The sequence below is a fragment of the Reyranella sp. genome, from assembly GCF_965228225.1.
In the GTDB taxonomy this organism is placed as follows: domain Bacteria; phylum Pseudomonadota; class Alphaproteobacteria; order Reyranellales; family Reyranellaceae; genus Reyranella.
In genome coordinates this window covers 4,308,078-4,333,742 of sequence record NZ_OZ245801.1, presented here as the reverse complement: position 1 = coordinate 4,333,742, position 25,665 = coordinate 4,308,078, and the positions used below count along the sequence as shown (strand labels likewise).

At 66.3% G+C, this 25,665-nt stretch carries 28 protein-coding genes; 13 read left to right on the top strand and 15 right to left on the bottom strand.

Annotated elements, in window-relative coordinates; genetic code table 11:
* The first annotated feature begins 38 nt into the window (after positions 1–38).
* From ACO07K_RS21110 to ACO07K_RS21100, 3 genes are all read left to right on the top strand, one after another.
* On the top strand, positions 39–641 hold the full coding sequence (locus ACO07K_RS21110; protein WP_422031297.1) for a hypothetical protein: 603 nt from the start codon (positions 39–41) through the stop codon (positions 639–641).
* 135 nt (positions 642–776) lie between these two features.
* Positions 777–1,589 (top strand): hypothetical protein, encoded by an 813-nt coding sequence (locus tag ACO07K_RS21105; RefSeq protein ID WP_422031295.1) that lies wholly within the window; start codon positions 777–779, stop codon positions 1,587–1,589.
* A 114-nt stretch (positions 1,590–1,703) separates the two neighbouring features.
* Positions 1,704–2,690: a Bug family tripartite tricarboxylate transporter substrate binding protein gene (locus ACO07K_RS21100; RefSeq protein ID WP_422031293.1), complete on the top strand. Its 987-nt coding sequence runs from the start codon at positions 1,704–1,706 to the stop codon at positions 2,688–2,690.
* Positions 2,691–2,710: 20 nt separating this feature from the next.
* Here ACO07K_RS21100 and ACO07K_RS21095 read toward each other — a convergent pair whose 3' ends face one another.
* Positions 2,711–4,045 carry an MFS transporter gene (locus tag ACO07K_RS21095; protein WP_422031291.1) on the bottom strand — a complete coding sequence of 445 codons (1,335 nt, stop codon included), beginning with the start codon at positions 4,043–4,045 and terminating at the stop codon, positions 2,711–2,713.
* 130 nt (positions 4,046–4,175) lie between these two features.
* Complete coding sequence (locus tag ACO07K_RS21090; protein ID WP_422031289.1) at positions 4,176–5,240, bottom strand: Ldh family oxidoreductase; 1,065 nt, start codon at positions 5,238–5,240, stop codon at positions 4,176–4,178.
* A 195-nt stretch (positions 5,241–5,435) separates the two neighbouring features.
* Between ACO07K_RS21090 and ACO07K_RS21085 the strand changes: the two genes are divergently transcribed.
* Positions 5,436–6,371 (top strand): tripartite tricarboxylate transporter substrate-binding protein, encoded by a 936-nt coding sequence (locus tag ACO07K_RS21085; RefSeq protein WP_422031287.1) that lies wholly within the window; start codon positions 5,436–5,438, stop codon positions 6,369–6,371.
* A 34-nt stretch (positions 6,372–6,405) separates the two neighbouring features.
* Here the strand turns inward: ACO07K_RS21085 and ACO07K_RS21080 are convergent, their stop codons facing one another.
* The 3 genes from ACO07K_RS21080 to ACO07K_RS21070 all read right to left on the bottom strand — a co-directional run bounded on the left by ACO07K_RS21080 (position 6,406) and on the right by ACO07K_RS21070 (position 7,679).
* Positions 6,406–6,867, bottom strand: a complete 462-nt coding sequence (locus tag ACO07K_RS21080; RefSeq protein ID WP_422031285.1) for a hypothetical protein — start codon at positions 6,865–6,867, stop codon at positions 6,406–6,408.
* 143 nt (positions 6,868–7,010) lie between these two features.
* A complete protein-coding gene (locus ACO07K_RS21075) occupies positions 7,011–7,295 on the bottom strand; it encodes an acyl carrier protein (RefSeq protein ID WP_422031283.1) in 285 nt (94 codons plus the stop codon).
* Between the two features lie 108 nt (positions 7,296–7,403).
* Entirely contained in the window at positions 7,404–7,679 is a 276-nt protein-coding gene (locus ACO07K_RS21070; protein WP_422031281.1) for a hypothetical protein, read from the bottom strand.
* A gap of 568 nt (positions 7,680–8,247) precedes the next feature.
* Here ACO07K_RS21070 and ACO07K_RS21065 point away from each other — a divergent pair.
* Together ACO07K_RS21065 and ACO07K_RS21060 are read left to right on the top strand one after the other, a co-directional pair.
* A complete protein-coding gene (locus ACO07K_RS21065) occupies positions 8,248–8,556 on the top strand; it encodes a hypothetical protein (RefSeq protein ID WP_422031279.1) in 309 nt (102 codons plus the stop codon).
* Between the two features lie 116 nt (positions 8,557–8,672).
* Positions 8,673–9,350, top strand: a complete 678-nt coding sequence (locus ACO07K_RS21060) for a nitroreductase (RefSeq protein WP_422031277.1) — start codon at positions 8,673–8,675, stop codon at positions 9,348–9,350.
* Positions 9,351–9,423: 73 nt separating this feature from the next.
* Here ACO07K_RS21060 and ACO07K_RS21055 read toward each other — a convergent pair whose 3' ends face one another.
* Positions 9,424–10,758: an aspartate aminotransferase family protein gene (locus ACO07K_RS21055; protein ID WP_422031275.1), complete on the bottom strand. Its 1,335-nt coding sequence runs from the start codon at positions 10,756–10,758 to the stop codon at positions 9,424–9,426.
* A 145-nt stretch (positions 10,759–10,903) separates the two neighbouring features.
* On the opposite strand from ACO07K_RS21055, the gene ACO07K_RS21050 reads away from it, so the two are divergent.
* The 7 genes from ACO07K_RS21050 to ACO07K_RS21020 all read left to right on the top strand — a co-directional run bounded on the left by ACO07K_RS21050 (position 10,904) and on the right by ACO07K_RS21020 (position 16,113).
* Positions 10,904–11,572: a GntR family transcriptional regulator gene (locus ACO07K_RS21050; RefSeq protein ID WP_422031273.1), complete on the top strand. Its 669-nt coding sequence runs from the start codon at positions 10,904–10,906 to the stop codon at positions 11,570–11,572.
* A gap of 2 nt (positions 11,573–11,574) precedes the next feature.
* Positions 11,575–12,714, top strand: a complete 1,140-nt coding sequence (locus ACO07K_RS21045) for a pyridoxal phosphate-dependent aminotransferase (RefSeq protein ID WP_422031271.1) — start codon at positions 11,575–11,577, stop codon at positions 12,712–12,714.
* Positions 12,714–13,472 carry an amino acid ABC transporter ATP-binding protein gene (locus ACO07K_RS21040; RefSeq protein ID WP_422031269.1) on the top strand — a complete coding sequence of 253 codons (759 nt, stop codon included), beginning with the start codon at positions 12,714–12,716 and terminating at the stop codon, positions 13,470–13,472. The genes ACO07K_RS21045 and ACO07K_RS21040 overlap by 1 nt, the downstream gene beginning before the upstream one ends.
* 1 nt (position 13,473) lies before the next feature.
* Positions 13,474–14,301 carry an ABC transporter substrate-binding protein gene (locus ACO07K_RS21035; RefSeq protein ID WP_422031267.1) on the top strand — a complete coding sequence of 276 codons (828 nt, stop codon included), beginning with the start codon at positions 13,474–13,476 and terminating at the stop codon, positions 14,299–14,301.
* Between the two features lie 6 nt (positions 14,302–14,307).
* Positions 14,308–15,009 (top strand): amino acid ABC transporter permease, encoded by a 702-nt coding sequence (locus ACO07K_RS21030; RefSeq protein ID WP_422031265.1) that lies wholly within the window; start codon positions 14,308–14,310, stop codon positions 15,007–15,009.
* Positions 15,006–15,710: an amino acid ABC transporter permease gene (locus ACO07K_RS21025; protein WP_422031263.1), complete on the top strand. Its 705-nt coding sequence runs from the start codon at positions 15,006–15,008 to the stop codon at positions 15,708–15,710. The genes ACO07K_RS21030 and ACO07K_RS21025 overlap by 4 nt, the downstream gene beginning before the upstream one ends.
* Before the next feature lie 70 nt (positions 15,711–15,780).
* Positions 15,781–16,113: a hypothetical protein gene (locus ACO07K_RS21020; RefSeq protein ID WP_422031261.1), complete on the top strand. Its 333-nt coding sequence runs from the start codon at positions 15,781–15,783 to the stop codon at positions 16,111–16,113.
* Here the strand turns inward: ACO07K_RS21020 and ACO07K_RS21015 are convergent.
* The 9 genes from ACO07K_RS21015 to ACO07K_RS20975 all read right to left on the bottom strand — a co-directional run bounded on the left by ACO07K_RS21015 (position 16,097) and on the right by ACO07K_RS20975 (position 25,632).
* On the bottom strand, positions 16,097–17,146 hold the full coding sequence (locus tag ACO07K_RS21015; RefSeq protein WP_422031259.1) for an ion transporter: 1,050 nt from the start codon (positions 17,144–17,146) through the stop codon (positions 16,097–16,099). The two genes, ACO07K_RS21020 and ACO07K_RS21015, sit on opposite strands and share 17 nt — an antisense overlap.
* A 129-nt stretch (positions 17,147–17,275) precedes the next feature.
* Positions 17,276–18,460 carry an acyl-CoA dehydrogenase family protein gene (locus ACO07K_RS21010; protein ID WP_422031257.1) on the bottom strand — a complete coding sequence of 395 codons (1,185 nt, stop codon included), beginning with the start codon at positions 18,458–18,460 and terminating at the stop codon, positions 17,276–17,278.
* A gap of 105 nt (positions 18,461–18,565) precedes the next feature.
* A complete protein-coding gene (locus tag ACO07K_RS21005; protein WP_422031255.1) occupies positions 18,566–19,501 on the bottom strand; it encodes a tripartite tricarboxylate transporter substrate-binding protein in 936 nt (311 codons plus the stop codon).
* 14 nt (positions 19,502–19,515) lie between these two features.
* Positions 19,516–20,379 (bottom strand): TauD/TfdA dioxygenase family protein, encoded by an 864-nt coding sequence (locus ACO07K_RS21000; protein WP_422031253.1) that lies wholly within the window; start codon positions 20,377–20,379, stop codon positions 19,516–19,518.
* Positions 20,380–20,479: 100 nt separating this feature from the next.
* The gene (locus ACO07K_RS20995) at positions 20,480–21,439 is read right to left on the bottom strand and encodes an OmpA family protein (protein ID WP_422031251.1); all 960 of its coding nucleotides are present in this window, start codon (positions 21,437–21,439) and stop codon (positions 20,480–20,482) included.
* A 165-nt stretch (positions 21,440–21,604) separates the two neighbouring features.
* Positions 21,605–22,387: a 3-hydroxybutyrate dehydrogenase gene (locus ACO07K_RS20990; RefSeq protein ID WP_422031249.1), complete on the bottom strand. Its 783-nt coding sequence runs from the start codon at positions 22,385–22,387 to the stop codon at positions 21,605–21,607.
* Between the two features lie 24 nt (positions 22,388–22,411).
* The gene (locus tag ACO07K_RS20985; RefSeq protein ID WP_422031247.1) at positions 22,412–23,167 is read right to left on the bottom strand and encodes an acetoacetate decarboxylase; all 756 of its coding nucleotides are present in this window, start codon (positions 23,165–23,167) and stop codon (positions 22,412–22,414) included.
* Positions 23,164–24,273: a patatin-like phospholipase family protein gene (locus tag ACO07K_RS20980; RefSeq protein ID WP_422031245.1), complete on the bottom strand. Its 1,110-nt coding sequence runs from the start codon at positions 24,271–24,273 to the stop codon at positions 23,164–23,166. Before ACO07K_RS20980 ends, ACO07K_RS20985 begins: the two co-directional genes overlap by 4 nt.
* A 231-nt stretch (positions 24,274–24,504) precedes the next feature.
* Positions 24,505–25,632: an LLM class flavin-dependent oxidoreductase gene (locus tag ACO07K_RS20975; protein ID WP_422031243.1), complete on the bottom strand. Its 1,128-nt coding sequence runs from the start codon at positions 25,630–25,632 to the stop codon at positions 24,505–24,507.
* Between the last annotated feature and the right edge of the window lie 33 nt (positions 25,633–25,665).

The following is a 25,665-nucleotide window of genomic DNA, read 5'->3' as shown; positions in this document are numbered from 1 at the left end:
GTGTAGGCTCGGCCGGTGCAGCAACCCAAGAAAGACCTTTGCTCCTGACCGAGTTCCAGCTCGTATCGCTTTTGCAAACGACGTTGCTCGGCCTGGGCGGTCTGGTCGGCGTCTTGTGGCTGAACTCTTTCTTCATCCGCCGCATCTCGGTGCGTTACGAGATTCGGGTGCGCAGCTGCCTCGCGCGCCGGGCCCACGACAAGGCCCTGGCGGCTTTCTTCATATCGGTCGTATATCTGGCCCTGGTCCAGCTGAGTGCAATCGCGCTCTGGGGACTGGCGCTCGTGTCGCTCCGGATCGTCGACGATCCCGTCCGGGCGATGCTGTTTGCGGGGAGTTGCTACACGACCATCGGCATCATCTCCGACATCGCGTCTGAACGTTGGTCGATGCTCCCCATCTTCATTGCAGTCTCGGGCATCTTCTCCTTCACCATCAGCACGGCGACCGTCATCAACATGACGCCCCTGTTCCGCCGGGCCTGGTTCGAAAAGCACGCCAAGCGCATTCGAGCGATGGTGGAGGCCGAGGGAATCGATCTGTCGGACGCCGACATCAGCGATCAGGTCCGCAGTCTGCTCGGCTACAGCGGTCCGGAGCCCGATAAGCGCAGGCCGAGCGGAGAGGGTGGCTCGCATTGATCCGACGGTATCCGGGCTGCCCAAGCGGCATCGGCGCACGACCCTGACGCAACCAAAGTGGTGCAATCTTTGCTTGTGGAAAAGGCGGGAACACCACTCAAAGACGCGACTGAATCAAAAAAGGAGGGACCGGTGATGTTCAGGTCGATTCTTGCCATTTCCCAAGGCGGTCCCGACTCGGCCATGTCCTTCAAGCTCGCCAAGCGCCTGGCGGGCGTATTCGGCGGCGAGGCGGATGCGCTGCATGTCACGCCGGGCATGCCCCATGACATCGTGATGGCCAGCGAGATGATGCCGCCGATGGTCGGGCACGGCGAGGACGACGCACGCGCCGCCGAGAGCGCGCGCCAGTATGCGGAGATTCTCGAGCCCTTGAGGGGCTCGACTTACACAGCCGACAAGATGCCCACGCTCGACGGTCTGATTCTGCTTGGTCGCAGCGCCGACCTCGTCGTTGTCGGGCGGCCGGGCTCCGACCCCGAGAACGTCGCGCCCGCGACCGTGCAGGCCGCGATATACGACTGCGCTCGACCGGTCATGATCGCGCCGCCGGACCCGGGTCAGGGCGACTTCGACCATGTCGTGGTCGCGTGGAACGGCAGCTTCCAGGCCGCGCGGGCGGTCGGTTATGCGGCGCCCTTCCTGGCTCGGGCAAAGCGGGTGACGATCGTGGTTGTCGGCCAGGCGCCGGAACGTGTCGGGGCACCTTACCTCGCGCGCACCCTCGGTCGCAGCGGGATCCAGACCTTCGTCGAGTCCATCGACCCGGGCGCGGTGTCGGCGCGTGCCCGCGGGCGTGCGCTTCTGGGCTACACGAATGACAAGCGGGCCGACCTGCTCGTGATGGGCGCCTACGGTCGCGGCCAGTTGCTTACCTTCCTGGGTATGGGCGGCGCCACCGCCAAGGTCATCTCTTCCTCCCGAGTGCCGCTGCTGGTGGCGCACTGAGGTCCCGCTTGCCGAGCTGATGCCGCCTCATCCCTGCCAGTATGGCGGCAGTTCGCGTTGCTGCTGCGATGGCCACGTGCTCGGGTCGCGATGGGTTGCTCGGTGTCCGAACGAATGTTCCCTTTATCGCGTCTCTCCCGCCGCAGTGCGCTGATCGGCGCCGCCGCGGCGTTCCTGCCGGCAGGCAGCCGCGGCTCGAGCTGGCCCGACGACAGTACGATCAACTGGATCGTGCCGTTCCAGGCGGGGGGCCTGACCGACGCATTCGCCCGCCCGGTCGCGCAGCGTGTCTCGGAGAGCATCGGCCAGACCATCGTGATCGACAATCGTGGCGGCGCCGGCGGCACGATCGCCGCTGCACAGGCGGCCCGCGCGGCGCCTGACGGCTACACTTTCCTGGTTGCCTTCACCGGCCTCGCCTATGCGCCCGTCATCTATCCCAATGCCGGCTTCGAGTTCGGCCGTGATTTCGAGCCGATCAGCGCCCTGGCACGCACGCAGTCGTCCCTCGTGGTCAACCCGGAGCGCCTCGACGTACGATCGGTCCGGGAATTCGTCGAGCATGCCCGGCGGGCGCCCGGCTCCATAGACGTCGCTTCGATAGGTCTGGGAACGACGACTCACCTGGCTATCGATATGCTGCAGAAGCGGGCGGGCATCGAACTGCATCACGTGCCCTATCGCGGCGGGGCAGCCGCTCTGCGTGACCTTCTTGCCGGCCACGTCGCTGCGACCTTCATGTCGATCGGTACGCTGACGGGCTACGTGAACAAGGGCGATCTCCGTGTCCTTGCGGTGGCGGGGCGCCGTCGCGAACGCCTCATGCCCGAGGTGCCGACGATGGAGGAGGCCGGGTTCCCCGATTTCCGCGTCGTCAACTGGTTCGGGGTTTTCGCGCCGCGCCGGACCGGCTCACCGATCCTCGATCGGATGCACGCCGCGATCCAGCAGGCATTGGCCGAGCCTGCCATAAAGCGCCTGTGGCTCGAACAGGCGGCGCGCGTCGAACCGGAGTCCCGGGCCGATTTCAGCCGGTTCGTGGAGCGCGAGATCGACCGGTGGAGCCGGACCGCGCGGGCCGCCAACGTCCAGATGGAGTAATCCTGTCCGGACTGCCTCTGTCAGATCGACAGCCGCTCCCGAACGGGCGTCCCCGGGTTTGCATCGAGGTGAGATCCGCGGAGCGGCGCTCCGCTGGCATGGTCCTCAGGCAGGCTCTCGTCATTGTGCCGCCACAGCGGGTGCAAGGCGATCACGGCCAGGGAAAGAGCCGCGCTCACCGCGATCACCAGGGCCGGTGCCATCAGGAGGCCGGCGCGATCCACCAGATACTCGCACAGGAGGGGCGCCAGGCCGCCCAACGCGCCCGTGGCGAGGCTGTAGCTGAAGGCCATGCCGGTGACGCGCACATTTCGGGGCAGAAGCGTCACCATCATGGCCGAGAAGGCACCGATGAAGAGTCCCTGACCGATGCCAAGCAACATGCTGCCCAACGCCATCAGCATGAAATTGCCGCTCAACATCAATTGAAACGCCGGCCATGCGACCGCGACCAACACCATCAGTCCGATCATCGACATGCGACGGCGGCCGATATGGTCGCCCATCCAGCCGCCGGCAAGTGCAGCCATGCAGATCACCATCAGGCCGAACATATTGGCAATCAAGGCCATCGATGTGTTCGCAGATGAGTGCCGCTCGATCCACGGCACGACGTACATGAAGCCGACGAACGAGACGATCGCGGTCGAGATGTTGGCCAGGCCGATCGCCAGCATCTGGCGCCAGTAACCGGTAAATGCTTCGCGCAGGGGCGAACGACTCTTCTTTTCAACCCGCTCCGGTGCCAGGGAGTGGCGCAGCACGACGCCGATGCCTGTCAACAAGACGCTGGCGAGGAACGGCAGGCGCCATCCCCAGTCGTGCATTCGCTCCTCGCCCAGAGCCGAGGTGGTAAGGTAGGTCATCAACGTGCCGAGCAGGAGACCGCCCACGGCCCCCAGCGGTCCGAAGCTGCCGGCGACGCCGCGGCGACGGGCTGGGCTGGTTTCGATCAGGAAGACAATGGCCGATGCATATTCCCCGCCGACCGACAGGCCCTGCAGCATCCGCAGGATGACGAGGATGATGGGTGCCGCGATGCCGATGGTGGCGTATGTCGGCATCAGGCCGATGATCAGGGTCGGCACTGCGATCAAGAGCACCGACAGCTGCAGCGCCGCTTTGCGGCCGAAGCGGTCGCCGATGGTGCCGAACAGGATGCCGCCCAATGGCCGCATCAGCATGCCCGAGGCGAAGGCACCGTAGCTTGCCAGCAATGCCGTCACGCCGTCGCCGGCGGGAAAGAAATGCTCGGCCACGAAGACCGCCAGGTACGCGTAGATGATGAAGTCGTAGAACTCGATCGTGTTGCCGATCGCACCGGCGAACAGATTTTTTCTTTCCGACTTTGTCATGATCGGGGTCCGTGCCTTGACGGGGAGCAGTGTCGACGGCCGCGCCAAGCTCCCGATCGTTCACCTTTGACGGGCACCCCGTCGTGTGACAAGCGCGATTGTACTCAAAGTGGGCACTTCGCGCGGGCTGTCAGCCTTCCATGATCCATTGCGCGCCCGAGGCGAGCGCGATCTCTTTGACCTGGGCGAGCAGGTTGGGGCCGACCGGGATGCCGGTCTTCAGTCGGGCGGCGGCGATGCGGCGCTCGGGATCGCCCGCCACCTGCACCGGCTTCGCCGGATCGGCCGGCCGCGTGGCGCGCAGCGTGTCGCAGAAGGCGGCGACGTCGGCCTGGAAGTCGGCGGTGTCGCGGAACATGCCGGGATCCATGGCCAGGAAGAAGTGACCGATGTCGATCGGGCCGGGCCGCGTGTTGCGCGTCGGATCCGTTACCATCACGCCGCCCGACAAAGCCGAACTCAGGATGTTGACCATGGCACCGAGCCCGTAGCCCTTGTGGCTGCTGCCTTCGGGCGTGCCGCCGAGCGGCGTCATGTAGCCGCCCTTGCTGACCTCGTGCGGGTCGGTGCTGGGCAGGCCGTCCTTGGTCACCAGCCAGCCGATCGGCGTCTGGAGCTTCTCGTTCGCCTTGTTGCGGATCTTGCCAGCGGCGACGGTCGTGGTCGCCATGTCGAGCAGGAACGGCTCGCCCGGCTTGCCGGGCGCGGCGAAGGCGATCGGATCGGTGCCGAGGCGGGCCTGCGCGCCGTTGGTCGGCGCCATGTTGATGCCGCTCGCCGAGGTCGTCGCCATGCCGATGAAGCCGGCATCGACCGCCTGCAGCACATAGAACCCGCAGGCGCCGAAATGACCGGAGTTGCGCACGGCCGCCACCCCGATGCCGGTCTTCTTCGCCTTCTCGATGGCGATCTCCATGGCGCGCCGGCCGGCGGGATGGCCGAGGCCGCCGCCGCCGTCGACCAGCACCGACACCGGCGTCTCCTTCACGATCCGGGGCTCGGCGCGTATGTCGAGCTTGTCGGCCCGCCGGCGCTCGTCGTAAGGCGGCACCATCGAGATGCCGTGCGTGTCGATGCCGTGCAGGTCCGCCCAGCTCATGATCTCCGCCGTGCCGGCCGCCGTCTCCTTCGGCATGCCCCAGGCTTCGAGGATCAGTTCGAGCTGGTTGCGGTGAGTTTGGTAGGACGCGGGCATGCTTCATTCTCCATTCTGGCGGCGCCATTATTGAGGGTGGGCCACGCCGCGCATCAACATTCTCTGCCGGGGCGTCCGATACGCGGCAAACCAGAAGCGCCCTCGCGCCATGCCGCTTGCCAGCATTCAGTCGATATGGTGATTGTGCTCACCTAATAGCATCTTTTGTGCAACTATTTGCAGTGGAGTAGGGCTATGGCTGTCATTCAGCGTCGGGCGATGGTTGTTGGCCTCACGGCTCTGGGTGCCGTCCCCTTCGGTCGCGCGTGGGCGAATACTCCCCTGGAAGTCCTGCATGGCTATACGGCCGGAAGCGTGACCGGACAGGTTGCGCGATTCGTCGGCGCGGTTCTCGCGAGCAAGGGCCGGCCGGCGCCGACCCTGCGGGCGATCCCCGGCGACCATGGCTTCGCGCCCGTGCCGGCCTTCCTGGCGGGATCTGCCGGCAGTCGGATTCTGGTCGCCGACACGCTCACGCTGATGATGAATGGCGTGGCACAGGGCAAGCTTGCCGAGGTGGAGCGGCTGGTGCCCATCGCCAAAGTGACCAACGGTTATTCGACGGCTTTGATCACGGGCGCAAAGAGCGGCCTGAAGAGCTGGGCGGACGTGGTGTCGGCCGCGCGGGCTCGTGGGCTTAAGCTCGCCGGCTCGGGGCGTCTTTCTGCCTATGGCCCGGCATTGGCGTGGGTTGCTGCCGCCGCCCCGGGGGTGACCGACGTCGATGCTCCCGGCAACGATCTGATTTTCGAAGCCGTCCTCAGTGGGACGACGGCGATCGGCGTCGTCACCACGGATTCCGTGGCTGCCGTGATGGCACGCGGCGGCGAGACGCCCACCGTGCTTGCGACGTTCGGGGCCGCCCGCTCGGCTTCTTTCCCCGCGGTGCCGACCTTTGCGGAGCTCATGGGCGACCGGCAGCGCGACTACACATTCAGCTATTCCGTCTTTGCGCCGCCGGGATCATCCAGTTCCTTCGTCGAGAGCATCGCGCGCGACCTTGCGGGGCCATTCCCCAGCGACCTCGTCAGCTCGTTGGGTCAGCTGGGCGCGCGGGTCGCTGCGGGCGATGCGCAGTTGGTTCGGGAGACGATGCAGCGCGATCTTCGCGTCGCCCGCTCCTTCCTCTAGCGGCGTGCCGGGCCTCTAGCGGCGTGCCGGGCCTCTAGCGGCGTGCCGGGCAGAGCGACAGGTACAAGAAGAACGCGACAAGCGGCAGCGTCAACCAGTTGAGCGCGGCCCCCGGGGCGGTGCCCATCGTCGTCACCGGCTTCAGCGTTCCGGCCAGCCCGCGCAACACGGGCTCGAGGGTGAAGACCAGCAGTACGAGCGGCACCGTGCCACGCCAGCGCAGCAGCAGCACCCAAAGCAGCAGCGCGAGCAGAAGCTGGATCGCGCCCCACTGGCCGAAGACCGCCACGATGTTCGAGCCGCCGTCCACGGTCGCGACGTCGATCGTGGCGATCGACTGCGCGCCCCCGTCGGCCGCCAGCAGATGGATGCAGGAACGCACGGTGATGATGCCGAGCCAGAGGAGGGCGGCCCAGAAGGACAGCAGCGGTCCGTCGTAGTGTCCTGGATTGGCGGGCAACAGGCGCGCCAGGGAGGGCTGCCAGGAGGAGGGCATGGAGACGGGTTCCCGTTTCAGAGACGTGCCCGAGACGGACCCAGCATTTTTTGGATGACCTCCGGAACGCGCATCGCGAGCCTAGCGCGCCGCCTGAGTCTTGTCGAAGGTCTGCGCGACCGTGCGCAGCTCACCGCCGTCGCTTATCGCTGCGCGCGTTCTCGGACGATGAGAGCGACGAGGTCGTCGACGGTGATCAGCCGGTCGGCTTCCGCATCGGGGATATCGACCCCGAACGTATCCTCGACCGCCATCACCAGCTCGACGAAGTCGAGGCTGGTGGCGCCGAGGTCGGCCACCAGGGCGGCGCTGCCGGTGGCCAGGTCGGGGGAGATTCCCAGGATCGAGCCCACGATCGCACGCACCTGGGCCGGGAGCGTGTCCAGTCCGGACGATCGGGGCGAGGCGGTCTCAGTGGCGGGGTTCATCGGGGGACCTCGATGGGGGTTCAACGGGGTGTCGTATCGGGCAAACGGTGCAAGCTTCCGCTTGCTGCATGGAAGGCAAGATTATTCCGGTCGAAGGGGGTAGGCCAGTCACGCACCGCCCGTCTTCATCCGGCGAATGCGCTCGACCTCCTCCGCGAAGCCGCCTTGCGGCAGTTCCGACATCGTCGGCTTGGGCAGGGACTCGAAACAGGTTCGGCCAGCTGCGGTGAGGTATGGCCCGTCTTTGCCATCGGCGATCAGTCGCAGGTGCCGCAACCGCACGAGGTCTCCGGTCCGGAGCGTATGGGCCGGCGATTCACCGAAGGCGACGCGACGCAGGGTGATCTGCTCGTCTGCGCTGAGCGAGATCGAATTGTCGGTCATGGCAGGGCTTCCCTCAAAAGGAGACTCACGCCGGCGGCGGACCTGACGGTGGCCCCGGTGGCACAGGCATGGGCGGCGGCGGTCGCGTGGAGCCAGGAGGAGGTTCGCGCGGCGGCTTGTTGGGCGGCCTCGGGATGCTGGCCATCGAGCGCCCAGCCGGTTGCGCGCGCAGCAGGGCATACGAGGCGACGTGAACGGCTGCGACCAGGGAAGGTGGAAATGGCGGGTCGTGCGAGTGGGTCATGGATGCGCCTCGATGAGGGCGGGAGCACATGCCTCTCTCAGCCATTGCACGCCGGATCCTCGAGCAACGGTGCTTGTTTCCTACACTATTGGGGGTGGGAGGTCACGGAGCGATGGGGCAACAGCGCGCCCGGAAATCCCGCTTTGGCCAAGGGGTGAATAATATTACAGTAGGAAGGCAGATAATTGAATTCCCTGGCTGGCGGCGACTGGCAGTACGTACGGCGAGAACTCGGCAATGAGCCTGTATTGGACCATCAGTTCGGAGAAGCGGCTTTTCGAAGTCACCTGTACGGGCTTCGTCGAGGCGCACGAGGTCCATCGCATGCTCGATATCCTGGTCGGCTCGGAGGCTCTCGGCTACCGCAAGCTGTTCGACGGCAGTCAGGCGGATACGCGGCTCACCGCTCTCGAGATCCTCCAAATTGGCGTCCGGATACGCGGCCTTCAGGCCGCGGGCGTGGCGCTCGGCCCGCTGGCGGTCGTCATCCCCGACGACAAATACCCGCTGCTCTCCAGGGTCCTTGGGATTCTCGCGACGCCCCGCAGGCCGATGCGGATCTTCAACAGGACGAGCCAGGCGCGAAAGTGGCTTGAGACGGCTGCGGTCCTCGAAAGCATGCCCGCCGCCTGACGGCACCGGGCCAATCAATGCAGGTCGATATTCTCGCGAGCCGCTCGCCTTGCGCGAAGGCCGCAATGCCGGAACAATTCGCGCTCATTCGCGAATCATGGGGAGACCAGAGACAAATGCAGTTCGATGACGTGATCCTCGGTCGCCGGAGCATCCGCGGTTACAAGCCCGATCCGGTGCCCCGCGCGCTGATCGAGGAGATCATTGCTCTGGCCATGCGTGCGCCATCGTCGATGAACACCCAGCCCTGGAACTTCTACGTCATCACCGGCGAACCGCTGGACCGCATCCGCGCGGGCAACACCGAGCGGATGGTGGCGGGGGTCCCGCAGTCGCGCGAATTCCGCACGGGACAGCCCTTCGCCGGTCCGCACCGGGATCGTCAGGTCGGCGTCGCCAAGCAGTTGTTCTCCGCCATGGGGATCGCGCGCGACGACAAGGAGATGCGCCAGGACTGGGTGTTGCGTGGCTTCCGCCAGTTCGACGCGCCGGTCTGCATCATCGTGACCTACGATCGCGTGCTGGACGGCAGCGACGACACACCGTTCGATTGCGGCGCCGTGACGACGGCGCTGGTCAATGCCGCCTGGTCGCGCGGGCTCGGGGCCGTGATCAACAGCCAGGGCATCATGCAGTCACCCGTGGTGCGCGAGCATGCCGGCATTGCCGACGACCAGGTGATCATGAAGAGCATTGCGCTCGGCTGGCCGGACGAGACCTTCCCGGCAAACGCGGTCGTGTCCGAACGGAAGCCCGTCGGCGAAGCCACGGTGTTCGTCGGCTTCCGCGACTAGGCGCGCCCTCGGACGCCGACGGGAGGGCCCGCCCGACCTGGGCGTGAGCGCCTCCTGACGAGGGACTTCGGGCTTAGGCCGCCTTCGCCGTCTGGCCACGCACCGCCGCGCGCAGGGCGTTTTCCAGGATCTCCATGCCGCGGTCGATCTCGGCGTCGGTCGAGACCATCGGCGGCACCAGTCGCACAACGTTCATGCGGCCGTGGCTGCCGCGCGACTGTACCAGCAGGCCGTCCTGCTGGCATTGCGCGACGACGGCGCGGCAGAGGTCGCTGGCCGGGGCCTTGGTCCCGCGGTCCTCGACCAGTTCGATGCCGTACAGCACGCCGCGGCCACGAATGTCGCCGATCGCCTCGACGTCCTTCGCCATGGCCTCGATCGCGCTCTGCATGCGGCGGCCGATGGCGGCGGCACGCTCGACCAGGTTTTCCTGCTGGATGATGTCGATGCTGGCCACGCCCGCGGCGCAGGCAATCGGATCGCAGGCGTGCGAGCGGGTTGCGAAGTAGCCGTTGTCGACCGCCTGCTGGGCGATCTCGGAGGTCGTGCACACCGCGCTGACCGGCATGCCGGCGCCGAAATGCTTCGAGACCGTCATGATGTCCGGCACGACGTCCTCGTAGAGATGGCCCCACATCTTGCCCGTCTTGCCGAGGCCGGTCTGCGATTCGTCCATGATCACCAGCATGCCGCGGTCGTGCGCCATCTTGGTGAGGGCCTTCACATAGCCCGGGGGCGGCACGATGATGCCGCCGGCGCTCAGCACCGGCTCGAGGATCACCGCGGCCGGCTTGGCCGTGAAGTTCGCGTCGGCCATCTCGAAGCTGAGCTGCAGGCATTTCTCGACGAAATCATTGCCGCCGGCCAGCGGCGACCGATAGGCGTAGGGCGTCAGGATGGACGAGGTGCCGGGGGCGGCAAGCCGGTGCTTGGCGCGGCCCCAGCCGAAGGTCAGCGACCGCGTCACGAAGGAGGTCGAGCCGTGCAGCGCCATGTCGAGCGCCAGCACGTCGACGCCGCCGGTCGCCTTTCGCGCGAGATCGATCGCCGCCTCGATCGCGTCGCTGCCGCTCACCAGGAACAGCGTCTTCTGCAGCGGCGGCGTCAGGATTTCGCCGAGCCTGCGATGCAGCTCGAGGCGGTCCACGTTCAGGAACGTCTTGGTCGAATGGCTGATCGTCTCGAGGCTTCTCTTGACCGAAGCGACATAGCGCGGGTGATTGTGCCCCAGTGCGGCGGCCATCTGGCCCGAGCCGAAGTCGAGGTAGCGCTTGCCCGTCGTGTCGATCACCTCGATGCCCTCGGCCCGCTCGATGATCGGCCGGTTCTCGAGGCCGGCCATGTAGGCACCCGCGGGAGTCGGGATCATCCATTGGTCCGAAATCGCCTTGGCCTGCTTCGCGTCCATGCTTTTCCTCCGACACCGACAACTGACTGGACAGGGGGCGAAGCTATGCGCAACACTGTCAGAAGTAAATTGTAAACAATTGAGAATCGGCAAAATGGCGTCAGCAAGCAGCCTGCCAGCGGCGAGAGGGGAGACGGGCAACGTCGTGTCGTTGCCCGAGACGATCCCGTACTTTCTGGCCGATCGCATCAAGGCGGGGATCATCCGGTGGCGCTATCCGCCGGGCAGCTCGCTGCGCGAGATCGATCTCGCCGCCGAGTACGGCGCGAGCCGCGGGCCGGTGCGCGAGGCGCTGCGCATCCTCGAATTGCAGGGGCTGGTGCTTCATGCCCCGCGACGCGGCTTCAAGGTCAAGCACTACACCGCCGACGACCTGCGCCATCTCTATCGCCTGCGCGCCCAACTCGAAGCCGAGGTGATCGACGCGCTCTCGACCAAGCAGGTCGACGCTTTGTGCGACGGGCTCGACCGCATCAACGCCGTGATGCGTGATTCGGCAGCCCGCAAGGATCTCGAAGGCTATTTTCTGAACAACATCGAGTTCCATCAGCTGATGATCGACAGCACCGAGAGTTCGGTGCTGCGCACGATCCTGCATCAGGTCAACGCCATGTCGCTGCCGGTGCGGTTCATCCTCCTGCGCAACGAGTTCTCGGGCCGCTCCGAATACAAGTACCATCGCGACATCACGCAGGCCGTGCGTGACCGGAACTTCAAGCTCGCGAAGAAGATGACGGTGGAGCACATCACCGTGAACATGGAGCGCGTCGTCGACGTCTACGCCGAAGCACTCGGCAGGCACGGGGAGCGCTGATCGTGCCGCTTCTTGCCCGTCTGCCGCCTTCGGGGACGCTGGCCGTCGGCGACCGGGTGCGGACATTGCGGGCGGCCGGCAGGACGATCTTCAACCTCTCGGGCGGCGCCCCCGATCCCGCGCCGTTGGTGGGGTTGATCCCGCCGGGCATCTCGCCGGGCGAGAACGCGCTGGGCGATCCGTGGGGCGAGTCGTTCCTGCGACGGGCTTTCGCCGAGCGCCTGGCGCGTCGACACGGCGTGGTGCGCGGCGAGCGCGAGATGGTGGCGACGATCGGTGCCAAGCAGGGTGTCTACTTCGCCGCGCTGGCCCTGCTCGAGCCTGGCGACGAAGTCATCGTGCTCGATCCCTGCTGGGTCACCTACGCGCCGTCGATCACGCTGGCAGGCGGCAAGACCGTGACGGTCGCGCTTGCCGGCCCGGACCATCGTCTCGACATCGAGGCCATCGGCGCCGCCGTGACGCCCCGCACCCGGGCGATCCTGATCAACACGCCGCACAATCCGACCGGCCGTGTGTTCACCGAGGCCGAGCTTTCAGGGCTGGTCGATCTGGTGCGCCGGCGTGACCTCTGGTTGATCTGCGACGAGAGCTTCGATCTCTTCGTTTTCGACGACGGCAGGCATCTCAGTCCCGGCGTTTTCGATGCGATCCGCGACCGGACCATCCTGCTCTACAGTTTCTCCAAGGCGTTCGCCCTCCCGAGCTATCGCATCGGCATGCTGGTCGGCCCGGAGCCGGTCTGCCGCCTGATCGCGACCTGCACGCAGCAGCTGATCTCTTCGGTGAGCCTCGTGTCGCAGAAGGTCGCGTGCGAGGCCATGGCCCGGGAGGACGAATGGGCGCCGTTCCTGCGCAAGGCATATCAGGAAAAGCGCGACGCCTGCCTCGCCGTCCTGCGAGCGGATAGCCGCCTGGAGGCGTCGCCGCCCGAGGGCACGTTCTATCTCTTTCCGGGCATCGCGCGATTCGGCATGTCCAGCGATGCCATGACCGCGCATCTGCTCGAGAGCGCCGGTGTCGCGGTGACCTCGGGTTCGGTGTTCGGCGCGACGGGCGAGGGGCGCGTCCGGATAAATCTCGTCGGTCCCTTGCCGGCGATCCTCGACGGGGCACGGGCTTTGCTGGGGGGATTGCCATAATGGCCACGCTCCTCGAGATCGACGGCGTCGACAAATCCTTCGGCACGCTGCAGGTGCTGAAGGGCGTGAGTCTCAGCGTCGCGGCCGGCGAGGTTGTCAGCGTTTGTGGCGCGAGCGGCTCGGGCAAGAGCACGCTGCTGCGCTGCATCAACGGCCTCGAGCCGATCGATCGGGGCAGCATCCGTTTCGAGGGCATGGAAGTGCCCAAGAGCCGATCGGACTTGAGGCAGCTTCGGCGCCACATCGGCATGGTGTTCCAGTCGTTCAATCTCTTTCCGCATCTCACGGCGCTGCAGAACATCTCTCTCGGCCCGCGAAAGATCCTGGGGAAGAGCCGGGCGGAGGCCCACGATATCGCGTCCACGCTCCTCGACCGCGTCGGGCTTGCCGACAAGGCCCAGGCCTTTCCCGATTTTCTCTCCGGTGGCCAGCAGCAACGCGTGGCGATTGCCCGTGCGCTCGCCATGCAGCCCTCGCTGATGCTGTTCGATGAACCGACTTCGGCCCTCGATCCCGAGATGGTGACTGAAGTGCTCGACGTGATGCGTGGCCTCGCCCAGCAGGGCATGACCATGGTGATCGTGAGCCACGAGATGAATTTTGCGCGCGAGGCCGCGGACCGCGTGGCGTTCATGCATGCCGGCGCAATCGTCGAGGTCGCGACACCGGAAGAGTTTTTCCGGGCGCCACAGAGCGAGGAAGCGCGCCGTTTCGTGCGGACGGTGCTGGGGCAGCGAATATCGGTCGAAGGAGTGTGAGATGAATCGACGGCAGTTGATCGCGGGAATGGGGCTCGTTCTGCTTGCCGGACCGGCGCTCGCGCAGGCACCGGCCAATGCACTGGAGGAAGTCAAGAAGCGCGGCGTCCTGCGCGTCGGCGTGCGGCAGGACGTGCCGGGCTTCGGCATCGTGGACGAGAAAGGCGAAATCGTCGGCTTCGACATCGATGTCGCCAAGGAGATCGGCAATCGCCTGGGGGTGAAGGTCGAGCTGGTGCCGGTGACGGCGGCCACGCGCATTCCCCTGCTGCAGCAGGGCCGCATCGACATGATCGCCGCGACCCTCACGCACTATCGCGAGCGCGACAAGGTCGTCGATTTCACGATCGGATACTTCTGGACCGGCCAGAAGCTGATGGTGAAGAAGGGCAGCGGCATCCAGTCCGCAGCCGACCTGGCCGGCAAGCGCGTCGGCACCACAGCGGGGGCGCTGGCGCTGAAGAACCTGGCGGCGGCCCAGCCCAAAGCCGTGGGCCAGACCTTCGAAGGCTATCCCGAAGCCTTCCTCGCCATGCAGCGCGGCCTGATCGACGCCGTGGTGGCCGACATCATCATCCTGGCCGGCTTGCGCGCCAACTCGCCCAAGCCCGACGACTACATGATCGTGGGCGAATCGCTCGGCGGCGGCGACTACGCGATCGGCGTGCGCGAGAACGACTCCAAGTGGCGCGACACGCTCAACTTTGCCCTGCAGGACATGTGGAAGGACGGAACCTGGGACAAGATCTACGACAAGTGGATCGGCCCCGGCACCAAGCTCAACCTCAGGAAGGACGAGATCGGTTTCAAGATGGAAGTCTGGGACTGAGGCGGGATGTACCAGTTCGACTGGAGCATCCTGTGGGGTGAGGGAGGGCGCCTGCTGGCGCAAGGCGCCCTCGTGACCCTCGAGCTCGCGGCGCTGTCGCTGGTTCTCGCGCTGCTGCTCGGCTTTCTGTTCGGCGTGCTGCGCTGGTCGCAGGTGGGGCTGCTGAAGCCTTTCTGCTGGTTCTACGTCGAGGTCATCCGCAACACGCCGCCGCTGGTGCAGATCCTGTTCTGGTATTTTTCCGCGACCGTGATCCTGCCGCAGAGCGCCCTGATGGTGCTGCGGGACTACGGCTTCCAGTTCGTCGCCGTGGTGTTCGCGCTGGGCGTCTATCACAGCGGCTTCATCGCCGAGATCGTGCGCGGCGGACTCAATGCCATTCCGCGCGGCCAGTACGAGGCCGCCGAGGCCATCGGCTTCGGTTTCGCGCAGTCGGTCCGCTACATATTGCTGCCGCAGCTCGTGCGCATCATCGCGCCATCGATCGTCAACGAGTCGGTCAGCCTCATCAAGAACACCTCGCTCGCGCTGGCGATCGGGGTTGCCGACATCACCTACCAGGCGCGGCACATCGACTATACGAGCTTTCGCGGCGTCGAAGCGCTCACCGCGATCACCGTCTTCTATCTCGTCGTCTGCTCGACGATCTCGGCATTGGGCCATGTGCTCCAGCGCCGGCTGTCGCGCAACAGGCGGAGCGCGGCATGAACTGGGAACTCGTCTTCACGGAGAACAATATCCGGCGCCTGCTGATTGGGGACTGGCCGAAGTCGCTCGGCGGTGTTGCCCTCACCGTTGAACTGTCCTTGATCGGCATCGCCCTGGCCACGGTGCTGGGGCTGCTCGTGGGCTACCTGCGCTTCGCCGGACCGCGGCCGGTGCGGTGGATCGCCGGCGGATACGTGGAACTCCTGCGCAACATTCCGCTCCTGGTGCTGATCTTCTGGGCGTATTTCGCGCCACCCTATTTCGGCCTCGAATCGACGAAGTTCGCGAGCGTCCTGATCGCCATCGTGCTCTTCAATGCGGCCTACCTCGCGGAAATCGTCCGGGGCGGGCTTCTGTCGGTTCCGGTCGGCCAGATCGAGGCGGCGCGCGCGATGGGCATGTCGCCGCTCCAGCTGGCGCTCTACGTCCTCCTGCCGATTGCGGTCTACAATTCGATCCCGGCCATGACCGGGCGCTACATCACGCTGCTGAAGGGAACGTCGCTGGCTTTCCTGATCGGCCTCGCGGAAGTGACGGAGATCGGCCGGCAGATCAACAACCGGCTGCTGACCGCACCGATCGAGGTCTATGCGACGCTGCTGGCGATCTACTTCTGTCTGAACCGGGCGCTCAGTGCGACCACAGGGCTTCTGGAGGACCGCCGCAGGTTCAACCGGTTCGTCTGCTTCTTCGCCCGGTGACGGCGGTTGCAGTCCGGTCGGCCTGAGGATCGCAGTTGCGCGCCGCGCTTTTACGCGGCACCGTTGCAGCATGCTTCGTGTCGCCAGCATCCTCCTGTCCCTCGCTCTTCTCACCGCCTGTGACGGCTTCCGGATCGGCCGCGACAATCCGCAGCCTTCGCCCGGCTGGGTGGGCCATACCGTGACCGACTTCGCAGCCCGCAATCCTTCGGCCCGGCAGATCTACGGGCAGGATGCGGTGTACGTGTTCGAGAAGAGCCCCGGCTACGGCAAGTGCGAGGTCATCCTCAAGACCGACGGCCGCTTCATCACCGACGTCGTCGACCTCTGTGCCCCCGGCTCGCTCTGGCTGGCGCCTCCGTCGCATCGGGCGGACGCGCCGGAGGTCACAGGAGTTCGGTGATGTAGGCGGCGATCCTGGGGAAGGATTCCAGCAGCCAGTTGACCTCCAGGGGCGCCAGCACCAGCAGTTTCACCACGGTCTCGGTCCGGACCGACCGTTGCGCGAGGGCGGGCCGGCCGCCGAACGCATCTCCCGGCCCGAGCCGCTGGCGGTTTCGTCCCAGTTCGACATCGACCTTGCCCTCGGCGATCAGGTACAGCGACGTCACGGTTTCCCCGCGCCTGACGATGTATTCCCCCGGCCCATAGGTCCGCGTGCCGACCGAGGGCAGCAGGTTGATGATCGTGCTGGCATCGATGCCGGCGAAGATCGGCATCCGCGCGATCAGGCCGCCGGTCACGACGAAGTTCTGCCGCGCGATGATGTTCGCGAAGGCGGTGGCGACGATGCCGGCCGGCAGAGCCAGCATCAGCAGACCGACCACCATGGTCAGCGCGCCCACGATGCGACCCCAGATGGTCACCGGCACCACGTCGCCATAACCGACGGTCGTCACGGTGGCGATGGCCCACCACATCGAGTCGGGAATCGATCCGAACTTGTCCGGCTGCGCCTTGTGCTCCAGCACGTAGAGGAAGCCGGCGGAGATCAGGACCACGGACGCCAGGATCAGGATACAGGCCGTCAGCGCGTGACGCTCGGCACGCACCGCTTCCACGAGGGAGTGGAAGCCCGGCGAGTAACGGGCGAACTTGAAGAAGCGTAGCAGCCGGATCAGAACGATCACGCGGAGATCGACATCCATCAGTTCGCTCAGGACGAAGGGCGCGACGGCGAGGAGATCGATCAGGCCTTCGGCACTCAGCATCCAGCGCAGCCGGGACCGCCAGGCCGGCTCGCGGCTCCTGAAGCTTTCGTCCGGGGCGATCCAGATCCTGAGCAGATACTCTGCGGCGAAGATGAAGAGCGAGACGTTCTCGATCGCGTCGAAGGCGGTGCCATGAGCGGCGTCCAGTTCGGCGACGGTGCTGAGGACCGATGTTGCGACGTTCAGGAGGATCAGCGCAAAAAGGCCGTAGCGGACACACAGCACGGCCCCGTCCCGATGGCCCTGTCCGCCCAGGAGTTGCGAGGTTCGCCGCCTCAGAGTCAATGCGCCCGCCCTTGCTGCCGGGCACCGACTTTGCTCAGGGCAGCTTACTCGGCGCTTACAGGCGATCGGTCAGAGGTTCTGGAGCTTGTTCTCGACGCCGAGAATGTGGCGTCCGACCATCTCGACATGGCCCATCATGGCCTGCAGATGCTGGCTTGCGCTCATGGCGTCGCGGAAGCGGCGCTCGAACGGCGCCGAGTCCAGGATCGCGGTCGTTCCCGCAGCACGGTAGGCGGCGATCGAGACCTCGGTCGCCTCGTTCATGCCATGTGTGGTCGCAAGCCGCAGCCGCATGCGGCGGTCGACGTCGAGCGTGCCGTTGGCCGCCGCGTCGTAGACCTGGGCCACCTCGGCATGCAGGTAGGCGCGGGCGGCCGACAGGCGTGCCTGGAGCAGGGCGATTTCGCGCTGGACCGCATTGTTGGCCGACATGGCGTTGATCGAGGCCCGGCTGTGCTTGCCGCGCGCCAGATCGATGTAGGTTTCGAGCATCCGTCGCGCGACGCCCAGCGTGACGCTGCAGAAGCCGCTGGCATAGAGCAGCGTCGACATGATCGTGTAGATCGGCCCGGCCTCGCGCCGCTCCTCCAGCGCATCGCGCGCCGGCGCCTGGGCATCGGGGATGAACAGATCCTCGACCGTGTAGGTGTCGCTGCCGGTGCCGCGCAGCCCCAGCACGAACCAGTCGTCGACGATCTTCGCCTCACTGCGCTTGAAGACGAAGCTGCGGTCGTCGGGCCGGCCATGGCGATGATGCGGCGTGCCGTCGGGATTCTGCACCGCGCTGTGCGCCCCCATCCAGGTCGTGTGCCGGCCGCCGCTGGCGAAGCTCCAGGTGCCGCTCAACCGGTAGCCGCCCTCGACCCGGATCGCCCGGCTCGCGCCGTTGCGGGCGCCCCAGGCGAGGCCGACGCCGGGATCGCCGAACAGGGCGGCCGCCGTCTCGGGCGGCATGGCGGCGGCGGAGGTCGCCGACGAGACGTTCGACTGGTTCACGAACCAGGCGGTGCTGGCATCGGCCCAGGCGATGGCCTCGACGGTTCGGCAGAAATCGAGCAGGGGTAGTTCCTGCCCGCCCAGGCTTCGAGGCAAGAGCAGGCGCAGCATGTCCTGGCCGATGAGCGCGTCCACCACTTCGGGTACCAGGTCGCGGCGGCGGTCCATCTCCGCGCCGTGCCGGTCGAGCAGCGGCTGCAGGGCGCGCGCCCGCTCCGGGGCGCTGAGGGTGGGGGCCGGCTGAACGAGCATGTCCATGGAATCCTCGAGGATGCGGCGTGCGTCTTGCTCCCGCCCATACTGGACCGCCCGGACAGCCGGTCAATCGATCGGCCCGGAATGCCACTACCCAGCGAAAGGAGCCTATCCGGCGAGGTCGGCGGCGACGCGCCGGTCCCGCGCGACCGCCGTCGCGACGGCGGACGGTCCGTCGAACTCCAGGGGGATGTGAGCGAGGCGGGCCTGGGTCTGAACCGATCGGTCGGTGCGCAATCCCACCAGCGCGGCCGTCAGCCGGTGTGCCACCGCCGCCGGTGTTGCCACCGGCGCGAAGACGCCGAAGCTGATCGTGTAGGCGAGCTTCCTGTCCCCCACCAGCTCGGCCAGGGTCGGCACGTCCGGCAGCTGCGGCGAGCGGCGGGCGCCCGAGGTCGCCAGCACGCGCAGCTTCGTGCGATTGCGGGCATTGTGCAGCAGTGCGGTCCGCGTATCGACGACCGCGATGTCGGCGCGGCGCGTCAGCAGCAGGTCGACGGCGGCATTGGTGCCCGCCACCTCGATCGGCTCGAACGAGAGGTTCAGGCGGCGTTCGACCAGCGCCAGCAGGAGGCCGATCGTCGAGTCCGCGCCCGTCGTCGCGGCCCTCAGGCGCGCGGCCCGGGCGGCGGCGAGCAGGCCCGGCCAGTCGCGAATGTCGGAGAGGTCGTTGACCGCCAGTGCGGTCGAGAAGCCGCGCGTCACCTTGGCGATCGGCTGCAGTCGCGACAGCAGCGGCTCAGCCGGCGTTTCCTGCAACACCAGGTTCAGGATTTCGGCAATCAACAGCATCCGCCCATCGGGCTCGGCGTCGATCACCTGGAGGGCGGCCTGGCGTCCGGCCTGGCCCAGCGTATAATCGAACTCGACCGGCTCGTTGAGCGCGGCCGCGAACCCGTCCTGGATCAGCTGGGCGCAGAGGTCTGTCGGATTGCCGACGCCGAAGCCGCAGATCAGGCGGACCGCGTTCGTCGCTGCGGTCGAGCGGCCGCCGATGAGTGCCGCGGCTGTTCCCAGAAGCGCGTCGCGTCGGAGCAGTCCCATGCGCCGATGATACGTCAACCCGCCAGCGCGGTCTCGCTGGCCGCGTCGCCGGCGATGCGGCTGTGCCACATGATGCGCTTCTGGGTCATGTCCCACGGCGTCGCCTGGTGCAGCAGGCAGCGATTGTCCCACAGGACGGCGTCGCCCGGTGCCCAGTCGTGATGGTAGGTGCGCGGCGGCTGGCAGGCGAAGTCGATCAGCTCCTGCAGCAAGCGTTCGGACTCGGCCGGGACCATGCCGGGAATGGCGTGGGCATGGCGGCCGATCAGCAGCGACTTGCGGCCGGTCTCGGGATGGGTCTTCACCAGGGGGCGCAGCGGCACGGGGCCGTCGTGCAGCCCGTAGCCGCTATATTCGCCGTCGGCCGCCTTCGTCTCGTGGCCGAGCTTCGACTGGCTGTAGTGCAGCGAGTGCCGGGCGTGCAGCCTCTCGACGCGCGCCTTCATATCCTCGTCGAGCGCGTCGTAGGCCGCGCGCATGTCGGCGAATCCGGTCTGACCGCCGATGCCGGGAACCACCTCGGCGCTGAACACCGCGCCCTTGGCCTGGACCGGCATGTAGGTGCTGTCGGCATGCCAGCCCATGTTGCCCTTCAGGATCTTCATCATGTCGTCGTTGTCGCTCTCGACCCGCAGGCTGCCGTCGGGCCGCACGTTGCTGATCGCGGCCATCTCGAACTCGAGTGGCCCGAAGCGACGGGCAAAGGCGATCTGCTGGTCCCGCTTGAGGTGCTGGCCGGGGAAGACGAGGAGAGCGTATTCGAGCCACGCCGCATGAAGGTCGCGGCAGGCGGTGTCGTCGAGTTCGGCGAGCCTGAGGCCGGTGACGACCGCGCCGAACGTTGCGTCGAGCGGGGCGATGTCGAAGGCGCGTGCCATGCGAATCCTCCTGTCTGTTTTCGCGAGTGTAGCGCGCTCCCCTCAAAAGAGAACGGCCGGGCAATGCCCGGCCGTTCGTGCCTTCCGATTCGGGATCCGATTACTGGATCACGATCTCGACGCGGCGGTTCTGCGGCTCGCGGACGTTCGGGCCGGTCTGCACCAGCAGACCCTGCTCGCCACGGCCGAGGACGGCGATGTTGGTCGCCGGCACGCCCTCGCGGACCAGCGCGTCCTTGACGGCGTTGGCGCGACGCAGCGACAGCGCCATGTTGTAGGCTTCGGTGCCCGACGTATCGGTGTGGCCCGTCGCCGTGATGCGGGCGTTGCCCTTCGTCTTGTAGGCCGACGCGGCCTGGCGGATGGTGGTCAGCGCCTGGTCGCTCAGGTTGGCGCGATCCCAGTCGAAGAACACCATGAAGGACGGCGGCGCCACGGCCGGCGCGGAGGGAGCCGGCATCGGCGCCGCGGCCGGCTGGCCGAACTTGTAGGCGACGCTCAACATCGTCGTGATGTTGTTGTTCTGGTACGCGCCCGGGTTCGTCGTGCCGTAGTAGCGGCCATCGAGGTTCACGCGGAAGTTCTGATCGACGTTCCAGCCCAGGCCGATGATGCCCTGGTAGGCGAACTGGGTGCTGCACATCGAGCAGCCGTTGATCGACGAGTCCGCGAAGGCGATACCGGCGCCGGCGCCGATATACGGGGTGATGGTCGCGCCCGGGATGAAGTCGTAGAGCAGGTTGGCCATGACGGCGAGCTGCTCGATGCGGCCGCTGGTGTTGCTGAAGACGTTGCCGAAGTTGGCGGTGCCCTTGCCGTTGTTGGAGCGGAACACGCCTTCCAGCTCGATCCTGGGGCCCACGAAGTCGTAGCCGACGAAGCCGCCGGCCGCGAAACCGAGGTCCATATTGTAATTGTTGTTGTTGAGCAGCCAGTTCAGGCCGCCTTCACCACCGATGTAGATACCGGGGTTGGACGGGCCGGGGCTCCACATCGACTGCGCGTTGGCGGCCATGGGTACAGCCATCAGTGCTGCAGCAGCGAGAAGTGCCTTTTTCATTTTCAAACAATCCCTCGTTGGGTGACGCGTCCGGGGCTGACGGACGCACGCCGGACCAACGAAGGTTGCCGAGATTAAGTTGCCGCTTGCGGGGAACCGGCAGCCACTCGCCCTGCGACCGTGGCCGCAGGGCAACAGTGTGGCAGGATTACTGCATAAACAGCCCTACTGCATGAACCAGCCGTGGCTGACCACGGCCGACTGGCCGCTGTGCACCGTGCTCTTGGCTGCGGCATAGAAGAGGACCGCGTCGGCCACGTCGTCGGTCGTGGTGAACTGGCCGTCGATCGTGTCCTTCAGCATGACGTTCTTGATCACCTCTTCCTCGGTGATCTTCAGCTCCGCCGCCTGCTCGGGAATCTGCTTCTCGACCAGCGGCGTGCGCACGAAGCCCGGGCAGACGACGTTGGACGCGACGTTGTATTCCGCGCCTTCCTTGGCCAGCACCTTGCTGAGGCCGATCAGCCCGTGCTTGGCGGTGACGTAGGGCGCCTTGAGCTTGGAGGCTTCCTTGGAATGCACCGAGCCCATGTAGATCACGCGGCCGTACTTGGCCTTGTACATGTGCTTGAGGCAGGCCTTGGTGGTGAGGAAGGCGCCGTCGAGATGGATCGACAGCAGCTTCTTCCAGTCGGAGAAGGGGAAGTCGACCAGCGGCTTCACGATCTGGATACCGGCATTGCTGACCAGAATGTCGATCTTGCCGTACTTGGCGATGGTGTCGGCGACACCCTTCTCGACCTGCGCCTCGTCGGTGACGTTCATGGCGACGGCGAAGGCATCGCCGCCCTTGGCCTTGATCTCGTCGGCCGTCGCGGTCGCGGCGTCGAGGTTGAGGTCGGCGATCACCGGCGTGCCGCCCTCGGCGGCCAGGCGGAGGGCGATTTCCTTACCGATGCCCGAAGCGGCGCCGGTGACGATGGCAATTCTTCCCGTGAAACGCGACATTGGCTGATCCTTCTCTCTTGTCGGTTACTTTGCGAGATAGTCGAAGACCACTTCACCGAGGCCCAGCGTCAGGTCGGTGACATAGTGGCTGGCCGAGACGACCTCCCGCACCGGGAGGCGCGAGACGTCGCACATGGCGTGATCGAAAAGCTGGAGCGCGGCCGGGCCCGTCCAGGCGCCCTTCAGGGTGACGTCCTCGCAGTAGTAGCGCACGAGTTCGCAGATGCGGGGCGTGCAGTCGACGTGCGGCACGATCTTGATCATGAAGGCCGGCTTGGCCAGCGCCTTGATCAGCGGCGCGTGGTCGATCTCGCGGTGCTTGTAGCCCATGGTGGCGCTGACGCAGAGCACCGAGCCGTAGTGCAGGGTGCAGACCAGCGTCTCGTTCTCGTGGCTGATCTTGGGCGTGGCGAGCTTCTTGGGGAAACCCCAGATCTCGCGGCCGCCGGCGATCGGCGAATTGTCGTCGAGATACATGGCGTGCACATAGCCGCCTTCCTGCACCTGGCCATCCTTGTCCTTGAAGCGCACCGGGATGACCTGGCCGGTCTCGGTATAGTCGCCGAAGCCCGTCGAATCGGGCATGCGGATGAACTCGTAGTTCACCGTGTCGCCCACGACCTCCAGCGGCTCCGGCACAAGGGCGCGCAGCACCTCGGGATCGGTGCGGTAGGTGATGACGACGAATTCGCGGTTGTAGAATTTGTACGGCGGCTTCGGATAGCTCGGATTGTTGAGCGGCATCGCGAAGGCGTTCTTGCGGACGTCGTCGATTTTCATTTCTGCGGCTCCTTGCGGCCCTGCAGGGCCAGATCGAACGTGAATACGCCGTCCGGACTCTCCGGACGCTGCAAGACCTCGGGGTGCTCGAGCGAGCGGGTCATGTCGGAGTAACCCGACTCCCAGTGCTCCTCCATCGTACGGCGGGAGAACTCGTAATCCTTCGACGAGCCCTCGTACTTCCGCGCGTGATAGATCGTGTGGATGATGTTATAGACCTTGCTGTCGGCCTCCTGCCCCACGAGTTCGGCCTCGGGCGTCTGTCGCAGCTCCGGTGGCATGTCGGCCAGGATCTTCGCCATGGCGCGGCGCAACGCCTGTATCTGCCGGAACTGATCGGTGCCGGCACGCGTACGGCTGGAGTAGCGGATGTCCTTCATGCGCGTGTCGACCTCGACCATGTCGCGCGGCAAGTCGCCGCGCGCGCTCCACAGGTCGATCTGGAAGGCGAGCGTGTCGGCGCGCGGACGGGCGTCGAGCACCCACTGCAGCGGCGTGTTCGAGACGACGCCGCCGTCCCAATAGAACTCGCCGTCCACTTCGGCCGCGGGGAAGCCCGGCGGCAGCGAGCCGCTGGCGATGACGTGCTGCGGGCCGATCGTATGGGTGTCGTTGTCGAAGTAGATGAAATTGCCGGTCTTGACGTTGGTGGCGCCGACGCTGAAGCGCATTTCCTTGGCGTTGATGCGGTCGAAATCGACCAGCCTTTCGAGCAGGGCCTTGAGCGGCGCGACGTCGTAGTAGGCGAGGTTGCCCGGATTGCCGGCGGGCGTGAAGATCGGCGGCGGGAACCGCGGCTTGAAGAAATCCGGCGCGCCGAACATCATCGTCCCGAACGAGCGCAGCTGGTTCACGAACTGGTGTTCCATGTCGCTGCTGAACTCGAAGCCCTTGATCGTCGGCAGTCCCAGCGGCGACCGGGTGATGGTCTCCCAGAAGGTGCGCAGCTTCTCCACGCGGGTCTCCGGCGGATTGCCGGCGATCAGTGCGGAATTGATGGCGCCGATCGAGATTCCGGCGACCCAGTCGGGATGCAGGTTGGCCTCGGACAGCGCCTGGTAGACGCCGGCCTGGTAGGAGCCGAGCGCTCCACCGCCCTGCAGCAACAGGGCAATCCGTTCGAAGGGCGGGCGGGGGCGGGGGACGGACTGGATACTGATCGCGCTTTCTCCCTCGTGGTGCGGCACCGCAGCATGGCTTTCGTGCCGGCCGGACGGCGGCACTGGCGGTTCCGCAAATTGCAGGCCGAAACTAAGCGGCCGCCATTATGTGTACATTACAAATGTGAAGGTGGACCAGCCGGCAGGCGGCATTAGCAGGCGCGGCCCGCGCGCCTTTTACGCCGCCGCGGCGGCAAAGCGCAGGTCGGGCAGGGGGCCGGCGCGGTCCACCGCCGCCCCGGCATCGAATTTCCGCAGTTCCGGCAGCACCGTGCGGGCGAACAGGTTCATGTTCCGCGCCGCTTCCTCGTGCGCCATGCCGGCATAGGAGAAGACGCCGACATAGGCGCAGTTCTTCGTCTGTTCATGGATGGCCAGGATCTTGCCGTAGACCTGCTCCGGGGTGCCGTAGACCTGGAGGTCGGCGAAGAACTCGATGGCCTTCTGGTCGCCGTAGACCGCGAGCTTCTCGTTCATCTTGGCATAGTACTCGTAGCCGCGCTGGTTCTTCATGTGGGCGCCGGCGAACTGGTAGTGATCCAGCACCGTGCGGTAGTAGCCGCCGATGTACCTGACGGCCATCTCGCGCGCCCGCTCGGCGCTCTCGTCGACGAAGGTCCAGCCGGCCGAGATCGGCTGCGGCGCGTCCGTGCCGTTGATCTCGCGATAGAGCGAATTGTACTCGGTGAGTTCCTTCTCGACCTCGCGCCACGGCTTCTGCGGGATGATCAGCAGCCCGACGCCCAGCCGCGCCATGATGCGCGCGCTCTCGGGCGAGACGGCGGCGGCATAGGTGCGGCCGCGGAAGCTCTTGAACGGGGCGGGACGAATCTCGACCGCGGGCTGCTTGTAGTGCTTGCCCTGGTATTCCATCACGCCGGTCTCGAGCCCCTTCAGGAGCGCCTCGCCGTACTCGACGAACAGCTCGCGGCTGTCGCCCATGTCGAGGCGGAAACCGTCGAACTCGACCTTCCCGGCGCCGCGTCCGAGACCCAGGATCATGCGGCCGCCGGAGAGATGGTCGAGCATCGAGATCTGCTCGGCGACCCGCACCGGATCGTGCCAGGGCAATACGACCACCATGGACCCCAGCCGCACGTGCTTTGTCCGGCCGGCCATGTAGGAGAGGAACTGCACGACGTCGGGGCACATCGTGTAGTCGGTGAAGTGATGCTCGACCGACCATATGGACTCGAAGCCCAGCGGCTCGGCCATGTCGGCCAGCGCCAACTCGTTCAGGTAGATCTGGCGGTCGCTGAGCGCCCGGCCGGTGTTCTGGAAGACCGCAGCCATTCCGACATGCATGGCGTTACCTCCTGCTGGTGGCCGTATGGTAAA

Bases quoted from the DNA above. Each gene is read 5' to 3' on its own strand.
- ACO07K_RS21070 (WP_422031281.1), bottom strand. From the start codon at position 7,679: ATGACCGACAATTCGATCTCGCTCAGCGCAGACGAGCAGATCACCCTG.
- ACO07K_RS21020 (WP_422031261.1), top strand. From the start codon at position 15,781: ATGCTTCGTGTCGCCAGCATCCTCCTGTCCCTCGCTCTTCTCACCGCC.
- ACO07K_RS21040 (WP_422031269.1), top strand. From the start codon at position 12,714: ATGGCCACGCTCCTCGAGATCGACGGCGTCGACAAATCCTTCGGCACG.
- ACO07K_RS21060 (WP_422031277.1), top strand. From the start codon at position 8,673: ATGCAGTTCGATGACGTGATCCTCGGTCGCCGGAGCATCCGCGGTTAC.
- ACO07K_RS21095 (WP_422031291.1), bottom strand. From the start codon at position 4,045: ATGACAAAGTCGGAAAGAAAAAATCTGTTCGCCGGTGCGATCGGCAAC.
- ACO07K_RS21055 (WP_422031275.1), bottom strand. From the start codon at position 10,758: ATGGACGCGAAGCAGGCCAAGGCGATTTCGGACCAATGGATGATCCCG.
- ACO07K_RS21030 (WP_422031265.1), top strand. From the start codon at position 14,308: ATGTACCAGTTCGACTGGAGCATCCTGTGGGGTGAGGGAGGGCGCCTG.
- ACO07K_RS21065 (WP_422031279.1), top strand. From the start codon at position 8,248: ATGCTCGATATCCTGGTCGGCTCGGAGGCTCTCGGCTACCGCAAGCTG.
- ACO07K_RS21105 (WP_422031295.1), top strand. From the start codon at position 777: ATGTTCAGGTCGATTCTTGCCATTTCCCAAGGCGGTCCCGACTCGGCC.
- ACO07K_RS20990 (WP_422031249.1), bottom strand. From the start codon at position 22,387: ATGTCGCGTTTCACGGGAAGAATTGCCATCGTCACCGGCGCCGCTTCG.
- ACO07K_RS20975 (WP_422031243.1), bottom strand. From the start codon at position 25,632: ATGCATGTCGGAATGGCTGCGGTCTTCCAGAACACCGGCCGGGCGCTC.
- ACO07K_RS21005 (WP_422031255.1), bottom strand. From the start codon at position 19,501: ATGGGACTGCTCCGACGCGACGCGCTTCTGGGAACAGCCGCGGCACTC.
- ACO07K_RS21010 (WP_422031257.1), bottom strand. From the start codon at position 18,460: ATGGACATGCTCGTTCAGCCGGCCCCCACCCTCAGCGCCCCGGAGCGG.
- ACO07K_RS21080 (WP_422031285.1), bottom strand. From the start codon at position 6,867: ATGCCCTCCTCCTGGCAGCCCTCCCTGGCGCGCCTGTTGCCCGCCAAT.
- ACO07K_RS21025 (WP_422031263.1), top strand. From the start codon at position 15,006: ATGAACTGGGAACTCGTCTTCACGGAGAACAATATCCGGCGCCTGCTG.
- ACO07K_RS21085 (WP_422031287.1), top strand. From the start codon at position 5,436: ATGGCTGTCATTCAGCGTCGGGCGATGGTTGTTGGCCTCACGGCTCTG.
- ACO07K_RS21100 (WP_422031293.1), top strand. From the start codon at position 1,704: ATGTTCCCTTTATCGCGTCTCTCCCGCCGCAGTGCGCTGATCGGCGCC.
- ACO07K_RS21090 (WP_422031289.1), bottom strand. From the start codon at position 5,240: ATGCCCGCGTCCTACCAAACTCACCGCAACCAGCTCGAACTGATCCTC.
- ACO07K_RS21035 (WP_422031267.1), top strand. From the start codon at position 13,474: ATGAATCGACGGCAGTTGATCGCGGGAATGGGGCTCGTTCTGCTTGCC.
- ACO07K_RS21000 (WP_422031253.1), bottom strand. From the start codon at position 20,379: ATGGCACGCGCCTTCGACATCGCCCCGCTCGACGCAACGTTCGGCGCG.
- ACO07K_RS20985 (WP_422031247.1), bottom strand. From the start codon at position 23,167: ATGAAAATCGACGACGTCCGCAAGAACGCCTTCGCGATGCCGCTCAAC.
- ACO07K_RS21075 (WP_422031283.1), bottom strand. From the start codon at position 7,295: ATGAACCCCGCCACTGAGACCGCCTCGCCCCGATCGTCCGGACTGGAC.
- ACO07K_RS20995 (WP_422031251.1), bottom strand. From the start codon at position 21,439: ATGAAAAAGGCACTTCTCGCTGCTGCAGCACTGATGGCTGTACCCATG.